Source organism: Usitatibacter rugosus (genome assembly GCF_013003965.1).
Taxonomy (GTDB): Bacteria; Pseudomonadota; Gammaproteobacteria; order Burkholderiales; family Usitatibacteraceae; genus Usitatibacter; species Usitatibacter rugosus.
Genome location: NZ_CP053069.1, coordinates 388519 through 407937, shown reverse-complemented (window position 1 = coordinate 407937; position 19419 = coordinate 388519). Strand labels below are relative to the sequence as shown.

Sequence of the window (19419 nt, the reverse complement as noted above, 5' to 3'; positions counted from 1 at the left end):
ATTTTACTCCGAGAGCCGGCGGTCCAAGGAGGCGAGCTGCTCCGCGGTCCCGACGTTGTCCCAGGGCCCCGTGTAGAGCTCGCCGGTGACACGCCCCGCCTCGCACGCCTCGTACATCCACGGGAAGAGGCGCATGGCGGCGTTCGGGTCCACGCCTTCGAAGTGCAGCGGATGGAAGACCGAGATGTTGCCGTACGTGAGCCAGGGTTTCGCTGCCCGCGTGACGTGGCCGGCGGCGGTCAGGCCCATGTCGCCCGCGGGGTGGTAGTCCGGATTCGGCACCAGCACGAAGTGCGCTGCGCGCTCCTGCGGCCGGCGGGCGATGTCCTCGATCACGGGGCGGAGCGACCCGTAGTCGAAGCGCGTGTAGATGTCGGCGCTCACCGCGAGGAACGGCTCGGATCCGAGCAGCGGCAACCCGCGCGCGATGCCTCCCGCCGTCTCGAGCGCGGGTGACTCCGCCGAGTACTGGATGCGCGCGCCGTAACGCGACCCGTCGCCGAGCGCCTCCACGATCCGGGGGCCGAGGTGGGCGTGGTTCACGACGAGGTCGGTGAATCCGCCCGCCACCAGGCCTTCGAGCTGCCATTCGATGAGGCGCTTGCCGCCCGCGCGCAGCAGCGGCTTGGGCGTGGTGTCGGTGAGCGGCCGCAGGCGTTCGCCCCGGCCCGCGGCGAGGACGATGGCCTTCAAAACGTGTAGCGCGCTTCGGTGCGCGTGCCCTCGAGCGCATCGAGGAGCGGCAGCAGCGGCTGCAGGTCGCGGTAGCGCGCCGCCGCGTGCCGCACGTAGCCGATGAAGCGCGGGGTGTCCTCGAGATAGCCGGGCTTGCCGTCGCGATAGTTGATGCGCGCGAAGATGCCGAGCACCTTGAGGTGGCGCTGGAATCCCATCCACTCCACGTCGCGCCAGAAATCGGAGAAGTCCGCGCGCACCGGCAGGCCCGCCTTCCGCGCGAGCTCCCAGTAGCGGATGGTCCAGTCGAGGATGCGCTCCTCGTCCCAGCTCACGAACGCGTCGCGGAAGAGCGACGCGATGTCGTATCCGATCGGCCCCATCACCGCATCCTGGAAATCGAGGATGCCGGGGCCGGGCTCGCTCACCATGAGGTTGCGCGGCATGAAGTCGCGGTGCACGAAGACCCGCGGCTGGGCGAGGTTGTTGTCCAGCACCTTGCGGAACATCGTCTCGAGCCCTTCGCGCTCGCGATCGGACAGGGTGTAGCCGCGGTGGCGGCCCACGTACCACTCAGGGAACAGGTCGAGATCCCGGCGCAGGAGCGGCTCGCTGAACTCGGGCAGCACGCCCTCCCGGCTGGCCCGCTGCCACGTCACCAGCGCCGCGATGGCGTCGCGGAAGAGCGCATCGGCATTCGCGTCGTCGAGGACGTTCAGGTACGTCTGGCGCCCGAGGTCGGTGAGCAGCAGGAAGCCCTGGTCCAAGTCCTGCGCATGGATCTCGGGAGCGTTCAGCTGCGCGTTGCGGAGCAGGCCGGCCACCTGGATGAACGGGCGGCAATCCTCGCGATCGGGCGGGGCGTCCATGGCGACGAACGTGCGATCGCCGGCGAAGACGCGGAAGTAGCGGCGGAAGCTCGCATCGGCGGAGGCGGGCTCGCGGCGGAACGGAGTGCCGCCCAGCGCGCGGAGGAGCCACGCATCCAGCGCGGCGAGACGGTCTGTCACAGGGAAGGCGGGGGTTTTGCGTGTATCCTTCGACGATTCTAGCATCGCGCTCCGCCGCATCCGGATGTCCTCACGAAACCGCCCGACGGCGATCGCGATCGCGACGGCTCTGGGCTTCGCCCCGCCGCTCGCCGCGCAGCAGATCGACGGCCTGCGCCTCAAGCTCGACCGCGTCTTGCCCGCCGCGCCCAAGCGCATCGACCGCGAGGCCGCCAAGTTCTTCGAGGCCGACCACATCGAGGGCGATCGCGAGAGCGGCATCATCGCCACGGGCAACGTCAGCATGCGCCAGCTCGGCGCCGCGGTGCGCGCCGACCGCGTCGAGTACACCGAATCCAACGACACGGCGATCGCCACCGGCAACGTGAAGATCGAGCGCGAGGGCAGCTCGGCCACGGGCCCCAAGCTCACGTTCCATCCGGATGCCGACACGGGCGAGATGGAGTCGCCGGTCTTCGCAATCCCCAAGCTCGGCAACCGGCCGATCTCGGCCCGCGGCTCGGCCGACCGCGCCGTCCTGGAGCCCGATGACAAGACCCGGCTCTATCACGCGACGTACACCTCCTGCCCGGTGCCGCGCAACGACTGGTACCTCAAAGTGCGCGAGCTCGAGCTCGACAGCTCGCGCAACGTCGGCACAGCCTACAACTCGACGGTGTACTTCCTCGGCGTCCCGATCCTCTACTCGCCCTACCTCACGTTCCCGATCGACAACGCGCGCAAGAGCGGCTTCCTCGCGCCGACCTTCGGCACGTCGGGCCAGAGCGGCTTCGAGATGTCGCTGCCGTACTACTGGAACGTCGCCGAGAACCGCGATGCCACGATCACGCCCAAGCTCTTCACCAAGCGCGGCCTGCAGCTGGGCGGCGAGTTCCGCTACCTGGAGCCCAAGTTCGCGGGCCAGCTCGACGTGGAGTACCTGCCCAACGACAAGATCGCGGAGCGCGACCGTTATTTCGTCGGCATCCGCCACACGCACGCCCTCCCCTGGGGGTTCACCGCGGGCGTGACGGCGCAGAAGGTCTCCGACGACGACTACTTCCGCGACCTGTCGACGCGTCTCGCGGCGACGGCCCAGACCAACCTGCCGAGGGACGGCATCCTCGCCTGGAGCAACGAGGACGTCGCGTTCTCGGCCCGCCTGCTCGCCTACCAGACGCTGCAGGACCCGTCGCTCGCCCAGCAGGTCGACACGCCGTACAAGATGCTGCCGCAGCTCCTGGGCAGCGGCCTGTGGCAGAACCTCTGGAGCACCGGTGCGGACGTCACGGCCTCGGGCGAATACTCCAACTTCAGCCATCCCACGAAGGCGAACGGCCAGCGCGCGATCCTCTATCCCTCCGTGCAGCTGCCGTGGCGCCGGCCCTGGGGCTACGTGGTGCCGAAGGTCGGCTACCACTTCACGCGCTACGACACCGACCCGAATACCGAGGGCGTGGAGAGCGGCACGCGCTCGCTGCCGATCGCGAGCCTCGACGCGGGCCTGTACTTCGACCGTGCGTGGTCCTTCGGCGGGCGCGACTACCTGCAGACCCTCGAGCCGCGCCTCTATTACCTGTACGTGCCCTTCCGCGACCAGTCGAAGCTGCCGAACTTCACCACCGCCGAGATGGATTTCAACTACACCTCGGTCTTCACGGAGAACCGCTTCATCGGCGGCGACCGCATCGGCGACGCGAACCAGGTGACCTTCGCCCTCGGCACGCGCTTCGCGGAATCCGACACGGGCGTCGAGCGCCTGAAGGCGGCGCTGGCGCAGGTCTACTACTTCGAGCCGCGCCGCGTGACGCTCAATCCCGGCGAAGTGCCGCAGGACACGGGACGCTCCGACCTGCTCGCCGTCGTTTCGGCCCAGGTCGCGCGCAACACGGTCGTCGACGCCGGCGTGCAGTACGCGACGGGCACCAACCAGCAAAGCAAGAATTTCCTTGGTGTGCGCTACTTCCCGCAGCCGGGCAGCGTCATCAATGCGGCCTACCGGTACACGCGCGGCGCGATCGACCAGGTCGACCTCTCGTCGCAATGGCCGCTCACGAACAACCTCACGGGCGTGGCGCGCGTGAACTGGAGCTTCCAGGACAGCAAGCTCCTCGAGGGCCTGCTGGGCTTCGAATATAATGCCGGGTGCTGGCAGGTTCGCGCCGTGGCGCACCGGTTCATCACCTCGTCCCAGCAGGTCTCGACCTCGTTCCAGATCCAGCTCGAGCTCACCGGCCTCTCGCGCATCGGCATCAACCCGCTGGAAACCCTCCGGCAGAACATCTCCGGCTACCGCCGCTCCGACGAAATCGCTCCGCCATGAGACACGCTCCCGCATTCCTCGCCCCGCTGATCCTCGCCGCGGCCGCCGCCCAGGCCCAGGCCCCCGCCGCGCCGGCCGCTCCGGCCTCGCCGAGCGCCCCGAAGCTCGACCAGCGCCTCTCCACGACGCCGTCGCGCATCGTGCCCATCGACCGCATCGTCGCCGTCGTGAACGACGAGGTGGTCACGCAGAACGACCTGAACGAACGCGTGGCGCTCGTGGCCAACCAGCTTCGCAAGGGCGGCGCCCAGGTGCCGCCGCAGGATGCGCTGCAGCGCCAGATCCTCGAGCGGATGATCAACGACCTCGTGCAGGTGCAGATGGCGAAGGAGACCGGGATCCGCGTCGACGACGCGACGCTCGACCGCACCATCGGACGCATCGCGCAGGAGAACAACCTTTCGATGGGCGATTTCCGCCTCGCCCTCGAGAAGGACGGCGTGAACTACACCCGCTTCCGCGACGACATCCGCTCCGAGATCCTGCTCGCGCGCCTGCGCGAGCGCGAGATCGACAACACCCTTGTCGTGACCGACGCCGAGGTCGAGACCGAGCTGCTGCGCGAGGCGCGCGAGAAGACCACCGACGCCGAGTTCCGCCTGTCCCACGTGCTCGTGATGGTTCCCGCGCAGGCCACGCCCGACCAGATCGAAGTCCGCCGCCGCCGCGCGCTCGCCGCGCTCTCGGAGCTGCGCAAGGGCACCAACTTCGCGCAGGTCGCCGCGCAGTTCTCGGATGCGCCGGATGCGCTGCAAGGCGGCAACCTCGGGTGGCGTCCCTCCGCGCGCCTGCCGTCGCTGTTCCTCGAAGCCATCGAGAAGCTCCAGCCCGGCGAGGTGAGCAACATCGTGCGCAGCCCGAACGGCTTCCACATCGTGAAGCTGCTCGAGAAGCGCGGCAAGGCCGCGACCGCCGGCATCCAGCAAAGCCGCGTGCGCCACATCCTCGTGCGCAGCAAGGAAGGCGTGACGGACACGGAGATCCGCGAGCGGCTCGCCCGCCTGCGCGAACGCGCCACCACCGGCACCGATTTCGGCGAGCTGGCGCGTGTCAATTCGGAAGACTCCTCGGCCGCCAAGGGCGGTGACCTCGGCTGGGTCGCGCCGGGCGACACCGTGCCCGAGTTCGAGCGCGCCATGAATGCGCTGGCCGCCGGCGAGATCAGCCAGCCGGTGCAGACGCCTTTCGGCTGGCACCTGATCCAGGTGCAGGAGCGGCGTTCCGACGAGCTCTCCGAGGACCGCAAGAAGCTCGCCGCGCGCCAGGCGATCCGCGCGCGCAAGGGCGACGAGGCGTATGCCGACTGGCTGCGCCAGGCGCGCGACCGCGCCTTCGTCGAGAACCGCCTCGACGATCGCTAGCCCGCCTCCGGGGCCGAAGCCGATGGCGCCACGTCCCCGCATCGCGATCACCGCCGGAGAGCCGGCGGGCATCGGTCCCGACCTCTGCGTGCTGCTCGCGGCGAAGCCCTTCGCGGGCGACCTCGTGTTCCTCGCCGACCGTGACGTGCTTGTGGCCCGCGCGAAGCAACGCGGAGTGACGCTGTCCCTTCCCGACTATGCCCCGAGCGAGCGGCAGCCCGCATCGCTGCTGCACATACCCGCTCCGCAACCGGTCGCGCCCGGGAAGCTCGATCCCCGGAACGCCCGCCATGTGCTGGCCCTCCTCGACCGCGCGCTCGATGGCTGCGTCGCGGGTGAGTTCGGCGCGATGGTCACGGCGCCGGTGCAGAAGAGCACGATCAACGACGCCGGCGTCGCCTTCACCGGACATACCGAATACCTCGCGGAGCGCACGTCGACCCCGAAGGTCGTGATGATGCTGGTGGGTGGCACGCTGCGCGTGGCGCTCGCCACCACGCACCTGCCTCTTTCCGCCGTGCCCGCGGCCGTGACGCGCGAGAACATCGAGCAGACGTTGCGCATCATCGATCGCGACCTGCGGACGCGCTTCGGCATCGCGAAACCGCGCATCCTCGTCGCGGGCCTCAATCCGCACGCCGGTGAATCGGGCCACCTGGGGCGCGAGGAGATCGAGCGCATCGCTCCGGCCCTCGCGACCGTGAAGGCCGAGGGCATCGGCGCGAGCGGCCCGTATCCCGCGGACACGCTCTTCACGCCGCGCATGCTGGAGGGCGCCGATGCGGTGCTCGCGATGTATCACGACCAGGGCCTGCCGGTCCTCAAGCACGGCTCCTTCGGCGACGCGGTGAACGTGACGCTGGGCCTGCCGATCATCCGCACCTCGGTCGACCACGGCACCGCGCTCGACCTCGCGGGCCATGGGGCGATCGACACCGGCAGCCTCGAGGCGGCGCTCGCCCTCGCCATCGACCTCGCGGGCCACTGACATGCTCCCGAAGCCCCGCAAGCGCTTCGGCCAGCACTTCCTCACCGACCGGCACTATCTCTCGCGCATCGTCGCGGCCATCGACCCGCAGCGCGAGGACACGATCGTCGAGATCGGACCCGGGCCGGGCGCACTCACCACCGAGCTCGCGAAGCGCGTCGAGCGCCTGCACGTGATCGAGATCGACCGCGATCTCGCCGCCGTGCTGCGCCAGCGGTACGCACCCACGCAAGTGGTCGTCCACGAGGGCGACGTGCTCGAGTTCGATTTCACCGTGCTGCCTTCGCCGCTGCGCGTGGTGGGCAACCTTCCCTACAACATCTCGACGCCGATCCTGTTTCGCGTGGCCGAGATGGCCGAGCGCATCGTCGACGGCGTCTTCATGCTGCAGAAGGAAGTCGTGGACCGCATGGTCGCCGCCCCGGACGCGGAAGCCTACGGGCGGCTCTCGGTGATGCTGCAGTACCGCTTCGCGATGGAGTCGCTGCTGCACGTGCCGCCGGGCGCTTTCACGCCGCCGCCGAAAGTGGACTCCGCCGTCGTGCGCATGGTGCCGCTCGGAAGCGACCGGCTGCGCGCGAAGGACGAAGGGCTCTTCTCGCGCGTGGTCGCGGCCGCGTTCTCGCAACGGCGCAAGACGCTTCGCAACGCGTTGAAGCCCGTCGGGGCCCCGGAATCGTTCGAGAAGGCCGGCATCGACCTCGGCCGGCGCGGCGAGACGCTGTCGGTCGCCGAGTTCGTGGCACTCGCCGACGTCGCCTAGGCGGGCCGCGCGAGGTCCGGGGCCGGAAGCCCCTCGATCATCACGTTCACGACTGCGGGCAAGCGCGACGCGATCGCCCGCCTCACGGCCGGGGTCATGGCCTCGGCGCTCGTGACGTACTCGCCATGGCCGCCGAACGCGCGAGCGACGTCGTCGTAGCGAGTCGGCAGCAGGTTCGTTCCTGCCGCGCGGGCCGCGCCGTACTCGCGCACCTGGATCTGGTACTCGGCATTCCAGCGCGCGTCGTTGCCGACGACCGCGATGAACGGCAGGCCGTAGCGCACCGCCGTGTCGATCTCCGCGGGATGGAACCCGAACGTCCCGTCGCCCATCACCGCGATCACCGGAGCCTGCGGGTGCGCGAGGCGCGCCGCCAGCGCGAAGGGCAGCGCGGGACCGATGGCGCCGGCCACGCCGTTGATCACGCGATGCGGAGCGTGCAGGCAAGCCTGCGCCCACTGTCCGAACTCGCCGCCATCGGAAACGAACACGGCATCCGGGTAGGCGTCGAGGAAACCCTGCAGCGGCCGCAGGGCCTGCACGGGATGCAGCCGCGAGGCGACGCTCGCCGTTGCCTTGCTCCACTCGGGCGGCCGATAGTCGACGGCCGCGCGCACCTCGCCGAGCCACGACGAACGCGGCACCGACCGCAACAGGGACTCGTCGCGAAGTGCGTCGCATGCAACAGCGACGTCGGCGACGCAATCCACTTCCAGCCGCGCGCCCACCGAGCGCCGCGTGCGCACGATCTCTCCCGCCTCGGGATCGACCTGCAGGAAGATGCACTCCGCGGAGATCGCGGGCGCCTGTCCGAACTTGAGCGTGAAGTCGAGGCGCTTGCCCAGCAGCAGGATGCAATCGGCCTCGCCCAGCACTTGCGCAAACGACCCGAGGCTGGGGTCGGCGATGCCGCGAGGACTCTCCATGCCGATCACGGGAATGCCGCAGGCTTCCTCGAGCTTGGCGAGGCGTTGGCGTCCGGAGCGGGTGAGGCTCGCGGGTCCCGCGAGGATCAACGGGCGGCGCGCGGCGGCGAGGCGATCGAGCAGCGGCCCCGCATCGATCTTCGCGGGACTCGCTCCGGCGGGTTGCACGGCTGTCGCGACATCGCCGGCGTCCGCCTCGAGCACATCGGAAGGCAGGCTCACGTGCACCGGCCCGGGACGCCCTGCGCGCGCGATGGCCATCGCCTTCGCGACATCGCTCGCGACGTGGGCCGGCGATGCACACATCCACGACGCCTTGCACAGCGGCACGGCGATCTCCGCCTGGCGCATCTCCTGGAAGGCCCCGCGCCCGAGCTGCATGCGGGGCGCGTGGCCCGAGAGCAGGACGACGGGCGACTCGGCCATCGCGGCGGTGTAGAGCGCGGAGACGGCATTGGCGTGGCCCGGCCCGCCCGTCACCATCGCGATGCCGACTTCGCCGGTGAGCCTGGCCCAGGCGTCCGCCATGTGCACGGCGGCCGCCTCGTGACGGACGTGCAGCAGGTCGATGCCCGCGTCGATCGCGGCATCGAACACCGACATCACGTGGTTGCCGGAAAGCGTGAAGACACGCCGCACGCCCGCGGAGTGCAATTCGCCAGCGAGGAGATCGGCGCCGCGGCGTTTCATGGCCTAGAAGTACCCCGCCTTGTGCAGCTTGTAAAGGGCCCAGAGCAGGATCAGGACGCCGAACACGACCCCCAGGGCGGAGACGCCCTTCTTCGCGGGCGTTTGCGGGGCCTTCGAAGGCGACTGGGCTCCTCCCGCGTCGCCCTCGAGCCAGGCTTCGAACGAAGCGGGCGTGTCCCACTGCGACCGGAATTGCTGCATGAATGCCCGGAACGTCACGTCGGGCTTCACGACCGCGCCGAGCTGGTAGTCGTAGGCGACGAAGCCGTGCTTCGCAAACAGGCCGACGATCTCGTGGAGCATCCCGTAGAGCGCACGCGGATCGCTCGCCATGCTCATGCCGACGGTTGCACGGCGCGGACCGATCGCGAGATCGGGGATCTTCTCGCCATCGATGACCACCAGCGCGTCCTGCGCGCCTTCGTCGAACTTCACGGCCGGATCGTAGGTGAGGAGCGACGCGCGGAGGGCAGCGAGACGCGCCCGATCCTCGTCCGTCGGCTCACCCGAGGGCTCTTCGTCGACCTGCTCCTCGAGCGGAGCGTCGCCGGAGGGAACGAAGAGCGTCACGTCATAAGACATGATCAGCTTCGCTGGATGAACTCGATCTTGTAGCCGTCCGGATCCTCGACGAATGCGATGACGGTGGTGCCGTGCTTCATCGGGCCGGCTTCGCGCGTGACCTTCCCGCCCCGCTTCTTCACGTCCTCGCAGGCCTTGTAGGCGTCGGACACCGCGACGGCGAGATGGCCGAAGCCGTTGCCGAGGTCGTACTTCGGCGTGTCCCAGTTGTGCGTGAGCTCGATCACCGTGTGATCGGCCTCGTCGCCGTAGCCCACGAAGGCGAGCGTGAACTTGCCCTCGGGATAGTCCTTGCGGCGCAGCAGCTTCATGCCCAGCACGTTGGTGTAGAAGTCGACCGACTTGTCGAGGTCGCCGACGCGGATCATCGTGTGCAGCATTCTCATGGAGCCTCCGGCTTCAGAACGATCGGTAGAGATGATCGGTCGCTTCGAGCTCGGAGCGCAACCGCTTGTGCCCGGGGCACAGGCGCTCGACCTCGGCCCAGAACGCGGGCGAATGGTTCATGTGGCGCAGGTGGGCCAGCTCGTGGCACACCACGTAGTCGACGATCGCGGGCGGGGCCTTCACGAGGCGCCACGTGAAGCGGATCTCGCGCTTCGAGTTGCAGCTGCCCCAGCGCGCGAGGGCCGACGAGAGGAACACCGTCGGCATGGGCAGCCCCGAGTCGCGCGCGATGGAGTAGGTGCGTCCCGCGAGGTGGACCAGCGCCGCTCGCTTGTACCAGCCGATCACGCCTTTGCGCACGGCGTCGTTGGAGGACGCGGGAATGGTCACGTACAGCTCGTCGCCTTCGAGCTCCGCGCGGGCACGTCCCGTGCCCGCGAGGCGCAGCGTGAGCGATCGACCCAGGTACGGAAGCGGCGCTCCGTCCGCCCACGACGCTTCGGGGGTCTTGCGCTCGCCCCATTCGGCGAGCTTCTTCGCGATCCAGCGCTCGCTCGCGCGCAGGTAGCTCTCGATGCTGGCGACGGAGACGGTGAGCGGTGCGTTCACGGTCAGGCCGGCAGGATCCACCTTGAGGCCCACGCCACGGCGCCCGCGGCGGCGGACGAGGACGTAGTCGACTTCGACACCTCCCAGCAGCAGGCGGCGAAGGTCGCGCGAGACGAGCTCACGCGTCGGCATAGCGTTCCGGATTCATCTCGCGCATGCGGGCCTCGATCCACTCCTCGAGCTCGCGGTTGATGGACGGGGCATCGCGTCCCGCCGTTTCGATGGGCTTGCCGATGATCACGCGAACGGTGCCGGCGTGCTTTCGGAACGCATAGCGCCCCCAATACTCGCCGGCATTGTGCGCGATGGGGACCACGGGAGCGCCGGTCTTGGCCGCGAGCAGCGCACCGCCGAGGCCGTAGCGCCCGCGCTTGCCCACCGCGATGCGCGTGCCCTCGGGGAAGATGGAGACGCACATGCCCTGTGCCATGCGCTTCGCGCCCTTCTCGACGATCTGGTCGCGCGCCGAGGTACCGCTCGAGCGGTCGATCGGGATCGCGCGGATGCCCATCAGGCCCCAACCCACGAACGGCAGCCACAGCAGTTGCTTCTTCACGATCCAGCATTGCGGCGGGAACGTGGCCTGCATGAAGACCGTTTCCCACGCCGACTGGTGCTTGGCCATGAAGATCACCGGGCGCTCGGGGATGTTCTCCTGGCCCTCGATCTCCCAGCGGATGCCGCAGCACAGGCGCGCGAGCCAGATGACGCACGCCGCGTAGAGCTTGGCGGTGGCGCAGCCCGGCCGGTAGCCGAGGAGGCCGGCCAGCGGCACCGCGAATCCGAAGGGCACGGTGACCAGCACCGCGAGCACGAGGAAAAGTGCGGAGCGAAACCCCGTCATGAATGCGGCGCGGTGAGGTGCTTCACGGCGTCGGCGAGATCGTCGAACACGAGCGTCTTGCGCGGGAGCTTCCCGTCGGACTGCGTCTTCTTGCCCTTGCCGGTCAGCACGAGGATCGGCTGGGCGCCCACGGCATCGGCGGCCTCGAGGTCGCGCAGGCCGTCACCGATGCAGGGCACGCCCTTCAGCTCGGTATGGAAGCGCGAGGCGATCTCCTCATACATGCCGGTCTTGGGCTTGCGGCAGTTGCAGTTCTCCTCGGCCGTGTGGGGGCAGAAGAAGAGCGCGTCGATACGCCCGCCCTGGCGGAAGACCATCTCCATCATCTTGTCGTTCATGGCGTTCAGCGTCGCCATGTCGAAGAGGCCGCGGCCGATGCCCGACTGGTTCGTCGCCACCGCGATGCGGAAGCCATCCTGCGACAGCCGCGCGATCGCCTCGATCGAGCCCGGCAGCGGACGCCACTCGGCCGGCGACTTGATGTACTGCGGGCTGTCGTAGTTGATGACGCCGTCGCGGTCGAGGATGACGAGCTTCATGATCATGCGGAGAGCTTCGAGATGTCGGCGACCTTGTTCATCACGCCGCCCAGGTCGGAGAGCAGGCCCAGGCGCGCCGCGCGAAGCTTCGGATCCTCGGCGTTCACCAGCACCTTGTCGAAGAACGCATCGACATCCGCGCGGATGGCGGCGAGTGCCGTGAGCGTCCCGGTGAAGTCGTTCTTCGCGAAGAGGTCGTCGGCCCGCGACGCGACGTCGGTCAGCGTGGCGCGCAGCTTCTTCTCCTCCGGGAGCTGCAACAGCGCGAAATCCACCGCCCCGTAGCCCTCGGACTTGCGAAGGATGTTCTGGATGCGCTTGTTGGCCGCGGCGAGCGCCTCGGCATCGGGAAGCGCGCGGAACGCCTTCACGGCCTCGATGCGATCCCACACCTGCTTCACGCGCGTGGGGTTGCCCGCCAGCACGGCTTCCACCTCGTTCGCGTCGTAGCCCTTGTCGCGCAGCATCGAACGAAGACGATCGAGCATGAACGCGTGCACTTGCGCGACCGTCTCGGCGGCGAGCTTGCCCGCGGGGAATCCCGCGAACGCTTCCTGCAGCAGCGCTCCGAGGTCGAGGTCCTTCGCCTCCGGCTTCTCCGACAGGATGCGCAGCACGCCGAGCGCGGCGCGGCGCAAGCCGAAAGGATCCTTGTCGCCCGTGGGCACCTGGCCGATGCCGAAGAGGCCCACGAGGGACTCGAGCTTGTCCGCGAGCGCGAGCGCGATGCTCACGTCGCCCACCGGCAGCTCGTCGCCCGCGAAGCGCGGCCAGTAGTGCTGCTCGATCGCGCGCACGACGGAGGGTTCCTCGCCGTCGGCCTCCGCGTAGTACTTGCCCATGATGCCCTGCAGCTCGGGGAACTCGCCCACCATCAGCGTGACGAGGTCGGCCTTGGCGAGCAGGGCGGCGCGGTCGGCGTACGACTTGCCGAGCGCTCCGCGCGGCAGCATCGCCTGGATCGCGGAGGCGAGACGCCGCATGCGCTCCACGCGCTCCAGCTGCGTGCCAAGCTTGTTGTGATAGACGATCGTGGCCAGCTGCGGCGCGCGATCCGCGAGCCTGGTCTTGCGGTCGGTGTCGAAGAAGAAGCGCGCGTCCGCGAGGCGCGGGCGCACGACCCGCTCGTTGCCCTGCACGATGTTCACGGGATCGGCGAGCTTCATGTTGCTCACGATGAGGAAGCGGTTCGTGAGCTTCCCGGCCGCGTCGAAGAGCGGGAAATACTTCTGGTTCTGCCGCATCGTGAGCGTGAGGCACTCCGCCGGCACCGAGAGGAACTCGGTCTCGAACGCACCCGCGTACACGGTCGGCATCTCGACCAGCGCCGTCACCTCGTCCAGCAGCGCGTCGTAGCTGCCCGCGGGGCCGAGCGATCCGGCGTGCTGCTTCGCGGCCGCGTCGAGCTGCTGCTGGATCGCGGTGCGGCGGCGCGCGAAGGAGGCGATCACGCCGCCCTCCTCGCCCAACGCACGCTCATAGTCGTCCGCGCGAGCGAGCGTGATGCGCGACGCACCCTGGAAGCGGTGGCCGCGCGTCTCGCGACCCGACTGCAGGCCGAGCGCGCGAACCGGAACAACCGTGTCGCCGTGCAATGCCACCAGCGCATGCGCGGGCCGCACGAAATGGACCGTGGTCTTGCCGTCGGCGAGCTGGTAGCTCATCAACTTGGGGATGGGCAGCTGCGCGATCGCCTCGTCGAGCGCGCCCTGCAGCGCCTCGGCGAGCGGCATCGGCGCCGTCGTCGTGTCGACGAAGAGCGTCTCCGCCTTGCCGTCCACGCGGCGCTTGAAGCGCGACGGGTCGATGCCCGCGAGCCCCTGGGCCTGCAGCTTCTTCTCGAGCGCGGGCGTGGGCTTGCCGTTCGCATCGAGGCCGACCGACACCGGCATCAGCTTCACCTCGAGCGCCCTGGGCTCCGAGGCCTCGCGAACCGCGCGCAGGCCCATCGCAAGCCGGCGGGGTGTCGCGAAGAGGAGCGCATCGCTCGGCTCTTCCAGCAGGCCGCGCTTCGCGAGGCCGTCGCGGATGCCCTGCGCGAACGCCGCGCCCAGCCGGGCCAGCGCCTTGGGCGGCAGCTCCTCGCAGACGAGCTCGACCAGCAGCGGGGCGCTCATGCGGCGTCCTTCGCGAGCATCGGGAAGCCGAGGCGTTCGCGCGATTCGAAATAGCTGAGCGCCACCGCCTTGGCGAGGTTGCGGATGCGCCCGATGTACGCCGCGCGCTCCGTGACGGAGATCGCCCCGCGTGCATCGAGCAGGTTGAACATGTGCGCGGCCTTGAGGACCTGGTCGTAGGCGGGCAACGCGAGCGCCTTCTCCATCAGGTGCTTGGCCGCCGCCTCGTGGTCACCGAAGTGCTGGAAGAGCACCTTCGCGTCGGACTGCTCGAAGTTGTACGTGGACTGCTCGACCTCGTTCTGGTGATACACGTCCCCGTACGAGAGGCGGCGCGTCTTGCCGTTCTCCTCCCATTCCGTCCACACGAGGTCGTACACGTTCTCCACGCCCTGCAGGTACATCGCGAGTCGCTCGAGGCCGTACGTGATCTCGCCGGTGATCGGCTTGCAGTCGAGGCCGCCCACCTGCTGGAAATAGGTGAACTGCGTGATCTCCATGCCGTTCATCCACACTTCCCAGCCCAGGCCCCAGGCGCCCAGCGTCGGGTTCTCCCAGTCGTCCTCGACGAAGCGCACGTCGTTCTTGCCGAGGTCGAACCCCACCGCAGTGAGCGAGCCCAGGTAGAGATCGAGGATCTCCGGCGGCGAGGGCTTCAGGACCACCTGGAACTGGTAGTAGTGCTGGAGGCGATTGGGGTTCTCGCCGTAGCGGCCATCCTTCGGGCGGCGCGAGGGCTGCACGTACCCGGCACGCCACGGCTCCGGCCCGAGCGAGCGCAGGAAGGTCGCGGTGTGCGACGTGCCCGCGCCCACTTCCATGTCGTAGGGCTGGAGGATCGCGCAGCCCTGCGCGGCCCAGTAATCCTGGAGGCGCAGGACCAACTGCTGGAAGGTCACCATCGGGAAAGGAAATCGGCGTTGCCAAAGGAATGATTTTAGCGGATAAGTTTGGCAATCCCCTCCGAAACGGCATTTCCATGGCGCAAGTCGCACCGGTTCGGCGTCCCTACGCGTGGCAGTCGTGCCTCGACGTCGAGGGGCAGGACGTGGGGCACTACCTCGATTACGTGAACCAGCCGCTGCTCGGGATCATCTCGGGCGAGCCTCGGCGCGTGCTCGAGCTGGGCTGCGCGGGCGGCCGTTTCGGCCAGGAGCTGAAGCTTCGGTACCCGGGCGCGACCGTCGTCGGTATCGAGGCCGGCCGCGCCGCCGCCGCGCTCGCCGCCACGCGCATCGACCGCGTGATCTGCTCGCGCATCGAGGATATCGACTTCGCCGCCGAGGGCCTGAAGGAAGGCGAGTTCGACACCCTGGTCGCCGCGGACGTGTTCGAGCACCTCGTGAACCCGTGGGATGCGCTGGTTCGCGCCCGCACGCTGCTCGCGCCGGGGGCGCAGCTCGTGGCGAGCATTCCGAACGCACGCAACCTCATGGTGGTCGAGGCCCTGGTCTGCGCGGGCCGCTATCCCTACGCCGAGCGTGGGCTGCTCGACATCACGCACCTGCGCTTCTTCACGCTGATCGAGATCGTGCGCATGTTCGAGGAGACGGGCTTCCGTGTCGAAGGTCACGCCTCGACCGTCTCGCCGCCGCTGGTGGCGTGGCATCGCGAGCACCGCGGCCGCGCGCCGGCGAAGGTCGACGTGGGCCGGATGTCGCTCTCGAACGTCACGTCCGCGGAGATCGACGAGCTCTGCGCCGAGGTATTCCTGGTGCGGGCGCGCCGCGCCGAATCCGCCTAGGGCCGGCGCCGTCGCCACGCGGCCGCGGCCAGCAGGGCAAAGACGGCCAGCAGCGCGGGAGCGTTGCCCCCGTACACGAAGGGCGTGGATCCCGTCCGCGGAACCACCGATTCGACCAGCGTCCCCGCCGTGAATTGCGCCAGCCGCGACACGACCCGGCCGCGCTCGTCGACGACGGCGGTGACACCGGTGTTCGTCGCACGCGCCGACCAGCGGCCCATCTCGAGGGAACGCATCTGCGAGGACTGGAGGTGCTGGTCGGAGGCGAGCGATTCGCCGAACCACGCGGTGTTGCTCACGTTGAGGAGGATTCGCGCCTCCGGAAGCTGGTTCACCAGCTCCTCGCCGAAGATGTCCTCGTAGCAGACGGTCACGCCGAATGCGGTGCCGGCAGCGACCAGCGGCGGCTGCGAGGCCTCGCCGCGCGAGAAATCGGTGAGCGGGATGTGCAGGATGTCGAGCACCCAGCGGAAGCCCCACGGGATGAACTCGCCAAAAGGCACGAGGTGGCGCTTGCGGAACGACTGCGGCGCCCCGTCTCCGAGGCGCACGACGCTGTTGTAGTAGGCGAAGCGCTCGCCCGAGAACGTGCGCTCCAGCGCGCCCAGCAGGATGTCCTTCTTCGCCTCGAGCGCGTGGGCCTTCAGCTCGTCGAGGTAGCCCGGCGGCAGGCGATCGAGGAACGCGGGCAGCGCGGTCTCCGGCAGCACCACGACACGCGCGTTCGCGTTGCGAATCATCTCGCGGTACTCGATCAGCGTCTTCGCCCGCGTCTCGTCGCGGAACTTGAGGTTCTGGGGCACGTTGCCCTGCAACAGCGCCATCGTGACGGGCGGGCCGGCCGGCACCGTCCACTCCACCAGCCGGAGCAGCCCGCCCACGGCGAGGATCGCGACCAAGCCGCCCAGCAACGCGAAGCGGCTGCGCGACCACGCGTCGCTTCGGACGAGCGCCACGCAGAGCGCCGCCACGGCGGCCACCGCGAGCGAGACCCCGTAGGCGCCGACCACGGGTGCAAAGCCCGCCAGCGGGCTCGCGGGCGCCTGCGACGTGCCGAGGTTGAGCCAGGGAAATCCGCTGAAGAGCCATCCGCGCAGCCACTCCATCAGCACGAAGGCCGCCGGCATGGCGACGAACAGGCGCCACGGCGAGCGCCGCGCGAGGCTCCACGCGAGCCACCCCGCCAGCGCCGGGAAGATCGCGAGGTACGCGCAGAACAGGAAGGTCGCGATGGCCGCGAGCACCGCCGGCATCGCGCCATAGACGTGCAGGCTCACGTAGACCCAGGAGACGCCGGCGAGGAAATAGCCGAGTCCGAACGCGAAGCCCGTGAGCGAAGCCTGCAGGGCCGAGCCGCTCGCGGTCCACGCATGGAAGAGGACCGCCAGGGCGAGCATCGGGACGATCCACGCGTGGAACGGCGCGAAGCCGAAGACGCATGCGGCACCGGCGACGAGCGGCAGCAGCAGGCCGCGCGCCACGATGCGCGCCGCGGCGGCGCGCGACGGCGCCGCCGCGGGCGGGGTCACTGCGCGGGCTCCTTCGCTTCCTTCTTCTCGACCAGCAGCGCGTGGATCTTGCGGCTGTCGGCGCGCAGGATCGTGAAGCCGTGGTCGTCGAGCGTGACCGATTCGCCGCGCTTGGGGAGCCGGCCGAAGCGGGCGAGCACGAGGCCGCCCACCGTGTCCTGGTCCGCGTCGGAAAATTTGGTGCCGAAGTGCTCGTTGAAGTCCGCGATCTCGGTGGAGGCCTTCACGCGGTACTTGCCGTTCCGGTCGAGGATGATGTTGTCCTCGGTCTCGTCGAAGTCGTATTCGTCCTCGATGTCGCCGACGATCTGCTCGATCACATCCTCGATCGTCACGAGGCCGGCCACGCCGCCGTACTCATCGACCACCATCGCGATGTGGTTGCGGTTGGCGCGGAACTCCTTCAGCAGCACGTTCAGGCGCTTCGCCTCGGGCACGAACACCGCGGGGCGCAGCATGTCGTGCACGTTGAACTCCTCCTCGGCGTAGTACTTGAGGAGATCCTTCGCGAGCAGGATGCCCACGACGTTGTCGCGGTTGTCCTGGTAGGCGGGGAAGCGGGAGTGCGCCTTCTCGATCACGAACGGGATGAACGCCTGGGGCTCCTCGGAGACGTCGATCATGTCCATCTGGGATCGCGGAATCATGACGTCGCGGACCTGCGTCTCGGAAACCTGCAGCACGCCCTCGATCATGGAGAGCGCATCGGCGTCGAGGATGTGGCGCTCGAAGGCGGAATGCAGCAACACCACGAGCTGCTCCCGGTCCTCGGGCTCCCGCAGGAGCAGGGAAGACAGGCGCTCGAGCAGGCTCGGCTTCGCGGGTTCGCTCATGGAAGGGAAATCGGGGGCGGGTGACTCGGAAATACTGTACCTGAATCGTTCAATACGGATCTCCAAAGCCCAGCCGGCGCAGGATCGCGCGCTCCCGGGCTTCCATGCGTTCGGCTTCCGCGTTGCGCTCGTGGTCGAAGCCCTGCAGGTGCAGCAGCCCGTGCACGAGCAGGTGCGCGTGATGCGCGGCGACCTCCTTGCCCTGCTCGCGCGCTTCCCGCGCTACCACCGGCGCGCAGATCACCACGTCGCCGGAGAGCCCAGGGCCGCCCTCGTAGACGAACGTGAGCACGTTGGTCGCGTAGTCCTTGCCGCGGAACTCGCGATTGAGGCGCTGTCCCTCGGCCTCCGCGACGTAGCGCAGCGTCACGTTCGCCTTGCGGCCGAGCGCGGCGCGCGCCCAGGCGCGGAGCATGCGGTCCGTCGGAATGTGGCGCGCGCGCGACGCCCGCTGGATGGCGAGCGCGCTTCCGGGAGCGGCCATCAGCCCGGCTTCCGGCGGTCGTACGCGTCGACGATGGCCTGTACGAGGGGATGGCGCACCACGTCCTCCGACTGGAACTCGGTGAACCCGATGCCACGCACGCCCGTGAGCACCATGCGCGCGTCGATCAGCCCCGAGGCCTGGCCCTTGGCGAGGTCGATCTGCGTCACGTCGCCGGTCACGACCGCCTTCGAACCGAAGCCGATGCGCGTGAGGAACATCTTCATCTGCTCGGGCGTGGTGTTCTGCGCCTCGTCCAGGATCACGAACGAATGGTTGAGCGTGCGGCCGCGCATGAAGGCGAGGGGCGCCACCTCGATCTCGCTCCGCTCGAAGAGCCGTGCCACCTTGTCGTAGCCGATCAAATCGTAGAGCGCGTCGTAGAGCGGCCGCAGGTACGGGTCGATCTTCTGCGCGAGGTCGCCGGGGAGGAAGCCCAGCTTCTCGCCCGCCTCGACCGCCGGGCGCGTGAGCACGATGCGCTTCACCGTGTCGCGCTCGAAGGCATCGACCGCGGCGGCCACCGCGAGGAAGGTCTTGCCGGTGCCCGCGGGACCGACGCCGAACGTGATGTCGTGCGAGCGCATCTGCTGCAGGTACTGCGCCTGGCGTGGCGTGCGCGCGGTGAGGTCGCCACGGCGCGGCAGGACGAGCGCCGGCGAATCCCTCTCCGCCTTCTCCGCGCCCCGCCCTGCGTGGCCGATCTCCACCAGGCCCAGCTGGATATCCTCGACGGTGAGGTCGCGCCGGGCCCGCTCGTAGAAGCGCTCCAGCGCCTCGGCCGCGACCTTGCGCTTGTCGGCCGGCCCCGAGATGCTGAAGCGCTCGCCGCGGCGCGCGATCGTCACGTCGAGCGCGTTCTCGATCTGGCGCAGGTTGGCGTCGATCGGGCCGCACAAGGCCGACAGCCGGGCGTTGTCGATCGGCGTGAAGGCGAGGTCCTGCGTCGGGGCTTTATAGGAGGGCACGAGGGAAGCCGAAAGAAAAGGGCCGGCAAAACCCGGGTCAGAGTGGAGTTTCCGTCCACCGGAAAACT

The 19419-nt window shown here is 69.1% G+C and carries 19 protein-coding genes; 5 read left to right on the top strand and 14 right to left on the bottom strand.

The window, feature by feature from the left end:
- Window positions 1-3 precede the first annotated feature (3 nt).
- Both murU and DSM104443_RS02150 read right to left on the bottom strand, forming a co-directional pair.
- Window positions 4-693 (bottom strand): N-acetylmuramate alpha-1-phosphate uridylyltransferase MurU, encoded by a 690-nt coding sequence (murU, locus tag DSM104443_RS02155; RefSeq protein WP_171089057.1) that lies wholly within the window; start codon window positions 691-693, stop codon window positions 4-6.
- Window positions 690-1685 (bottom strand): aminoglycoside phosphotransferase family protein, encoded by a 996-nt coding sequence (locus DSM104443_RS02150; protein ID WP_425509617.1) that lies wholly within the window; start codon window positions 1683-1685, stop codon window positions 690-692. The genes murU and DSM104443_RS02150 overlap by 4 nt, the downstream gene beginning before the upstream one ends.
- Before the next feature lie 64 nt (window positions 1686-1749).
- Here DSM104443_RS02150 and DSM104443_RS02145 point away from each other — a divergent pair, with 64 nt between their 5' ends.
- From DSM104443_RS02145 to rsmA, 4 genes are read left to right on the top strand one after another with little or no spacing between them, the layout of a single operon-like run.
- Window positions 1750-3987 carry an LPS-assembly protein LptD gene (locus DSM104443_RS02145; protein WP_171089055.1) on the top strand — a complete coding sequence of 746 codons (2238 nt, stop codon included), beginning with the start codon at window positions 1750-1752 and terminating at the stop codon, window positions 3985-3987.
- Window positions 3984-5348 carry a peptidylprolyl isomerase gene (locus DSM104443_RS02140; protein ID WP_171089054.1) on the top strand — a complete coding sequence of 455 codons (1365 nt, stop codon included), beginning with the start codon at window positions 3984-3986 and terminating at the stop codon, window positions 5346-5348. The genes DSM104443_RS02145 and DSM104443_RS02140 overlap by 4 nt, the downstream gene beginning before the upstream one ends.
- Before the next feature lie 22 nt (window positions 5349-5370).
- Window positions 5371-6336 (top strand): 4-hydroxythreonine-4-phosphate dehydrogenase PdxA, encoded by a 966-nt coding sequence (gene pdxA / locus DSM104443_RS02135; RefSeq protein WP_171089053.1) that lies wholly within the window; start codon window positions 5371-5373, stop codon window positions 6334-6336.
- Window position 6337: 1 nt separating this feature from the next.
- The gene (gene rsmA, locus DSM104443_RS02130; RefSeq protein WP_171089052.1) at window positions 6338-7099 is read left to right on the top strand and encodes a 16S rRNA (adenine(1518)-N(6)/adenine(1519)-N(6))-dimethyltransferase RsmA; all 762 of its coding nucleotides are present in this window, start codon (window positions 6338-6340) and stop codon (window positions 7097-7099) included.
- Here the strand turns inward: rsmA and DSM104443_RS02125 are convergent.
- Genes DSM104443_RS02125 through glyQ form a run of 8 tightly spaced genes read right to left on the bottom strand, consistent with a single transcriptional unit; the run spans window position 7096 to window position 14695 of the window.
- Window positions 7096-8715: a thiamine pyrophosphate-binding protein gene (locus DSM104443_RS02125; protein ID WP_171089051.1), complete on the bottom strand. Its 1620-nt coding sequence runs from the start codon at window positions 8713-8715 to the stop codon at window positions 7096-7098. The two genes, rsmA and DSM104443_RS02125, sit on opposite strands and share 4 nt — an antisense overlap.
- A 3-nt stretch (window positions 8716-8718) precedes the next feature.
- Window positions 8719-9297 carry a hypothetical protein gene (locus tag DSM104443_RS02120; RefSeq protein ID WP_171089050.1) on the bottom strand — a complete coding sequence of 193 codons (579 nt, stop codon included), beginning with the start codon at window positions 9295-9297 and terminating at the stop codon, window positions 8719-8721.
- 2 nt (window positions 9298-9299) lie between these two features.
- Complete coding sequence (gene gloA / locus DSM104443_RS02115; protein ID WP_171089049.1) at window positions 9300-9683, bottom strand: lactoylglutathione lyase; 384 nt, start codon at window positions 9681-9683, stop codon at window positions 9300-9302.
- Window positions 9684-9696: 13 nt separating this feature from the next.
- Window positions 9697-10425 (bottom strand): M48 family metallopeptidase, encoded by a 729-nt coding sequence (locus DSM104443_RS02110; RefSeq protein ID WP_171089048.1) that lies wholly within the window; start codon window positions 10423-10425, stop codon window positions 9697-9699.
- Entirely contained in the window at window positions 10412-11137 is a 726-nt protein-coding gene (locus DSM104443_RS02105; RefSeq protein ID WP_171089047.1) for a lysophospholipid acyltransferase family protein, read from the bottom strand. Before DSM104443_RS02105 ends, DSM104443_RS02110 begins: the two co-directional genes overlap by 14 nt.
- Window positions 11134-11676, bottom strand: coding sequence for a D-glycero-beta-D-manno-heptose 1,7-bisphosphate 7-phosphatase (gmhB, locus tag DSM104443_RS02100; RefSeq protein WP_171089046.1), 543 nt, complete (start codon window positions 11674-11676; stop codon window positions 11134-11136). The genes DSM104443_RS02105 and gmhB overlap by 4 nt, the downstream gene beginning before the upstream one ends.
- 2 nt (window positions 11677-11678) lie before the next feature.
- On the bottom strand, window positions 11679-13793 hold the full coding sequence (gene glyS / locus DSM104443_RS02095; protein ID WP_171089045.1) for a glycine--tRNA ligase subunit beta: 2115 nt from the start codon (window positions 13791-13793) through the stop codon (window positions 11679-11681).
- The gene (glyQ, locus tag DSM104443_RS02090) at window positions 13790-14695 is read right to left on the bottom strand and encodes a glycine--tRNA ligase subunit alpha (RefSeq protein WP_171089044.1); all 906 of its coding nucleotides are present in this window, start codon (window positions 14693-14695) and stop codon (window positions 13790-13792) included. Before glyQ ends, glyS begins: the two co-directional genes overlap by 4 nt.
- Window positions 14696-14772: 77 nt before the next feature.
- Here glyQ and DSM104443_RS02085 point away from each other — a divergent pair, with 77 nt between their 5' ends.
- A complete protein-coding gene (locus DSM104443_RS02085; RefSeq protein ID WP_171089043.1) occupies window positions 14773-15537 on the top strand; it encodes a class I SAM-dependent methyltransferase in 765 nt (254 codons plus the stop codon).
- On the opposite strand, the gene lnt is transcribed toward DSM104443_RS02085, so the two are convergent.
- From lnt to DSM104443_RS02065, 4 genes are read right to left on the bottom strand one after another with little or no spacing between them, the layout of a single operon-like run.
- Window positions 15534-17066 (bottom strand): apolipoprotein N-acyltransferase, encoded by a 1533-nt coding sequence (gene lnt / locus DSM104443_RS02080; protein WP_246232460.1) that lies wholly within the window; start codon window positions 17064-17066, stop codon window positions 15534-15536. The genes DSM104443_RS02085 and lnt overlap by 4 nt on opposite strands.
- Window positions 17063-17899: a CorC family transporter gene (locus DSM104443_RS02075; RefSeq protein ID WP_171089042.1), complete on the bottom strand. Its 837-nt coding sequence runs from the start codon at window positions 17897-17899 to the stop codon at window positions 17063-17065. Before DSM104443_RS02075 ends, lnt begins: the two co-directional genes overlap by 4 nt.
- Before the next feature lie 49 nt (window positions 17900-17948).
- Window positions 17949-18383: an rRNA maturation RNase YbeY gene (gene ybeY, locus DSM104443_RS02070; RefSeq protein WP_171089041.1), complete on the bottom strand. Its 435-nt coding sequence runs from the start codon at window positions 18381-18383 to the stop codon at window positions 17949-17951.
- The gene (locus DSM104443_RS02065) at window positions 18383-19351 is read right to left on the bottom strand and encodes a PhoH family protein (RefSeq protein ID WP_171089040.1); all 969 of its coding nucleotides are present in this window, start codon (window positions 19349-19351) and stop codon (window positions 18383-18385) included. The genes ybeY and DSM104443_RS02065 overlap by 1 nt, the downstream gene beginning before the upstream one ends.
- Window positions 19352-19419: the final 68 nt, after the last annotated feature.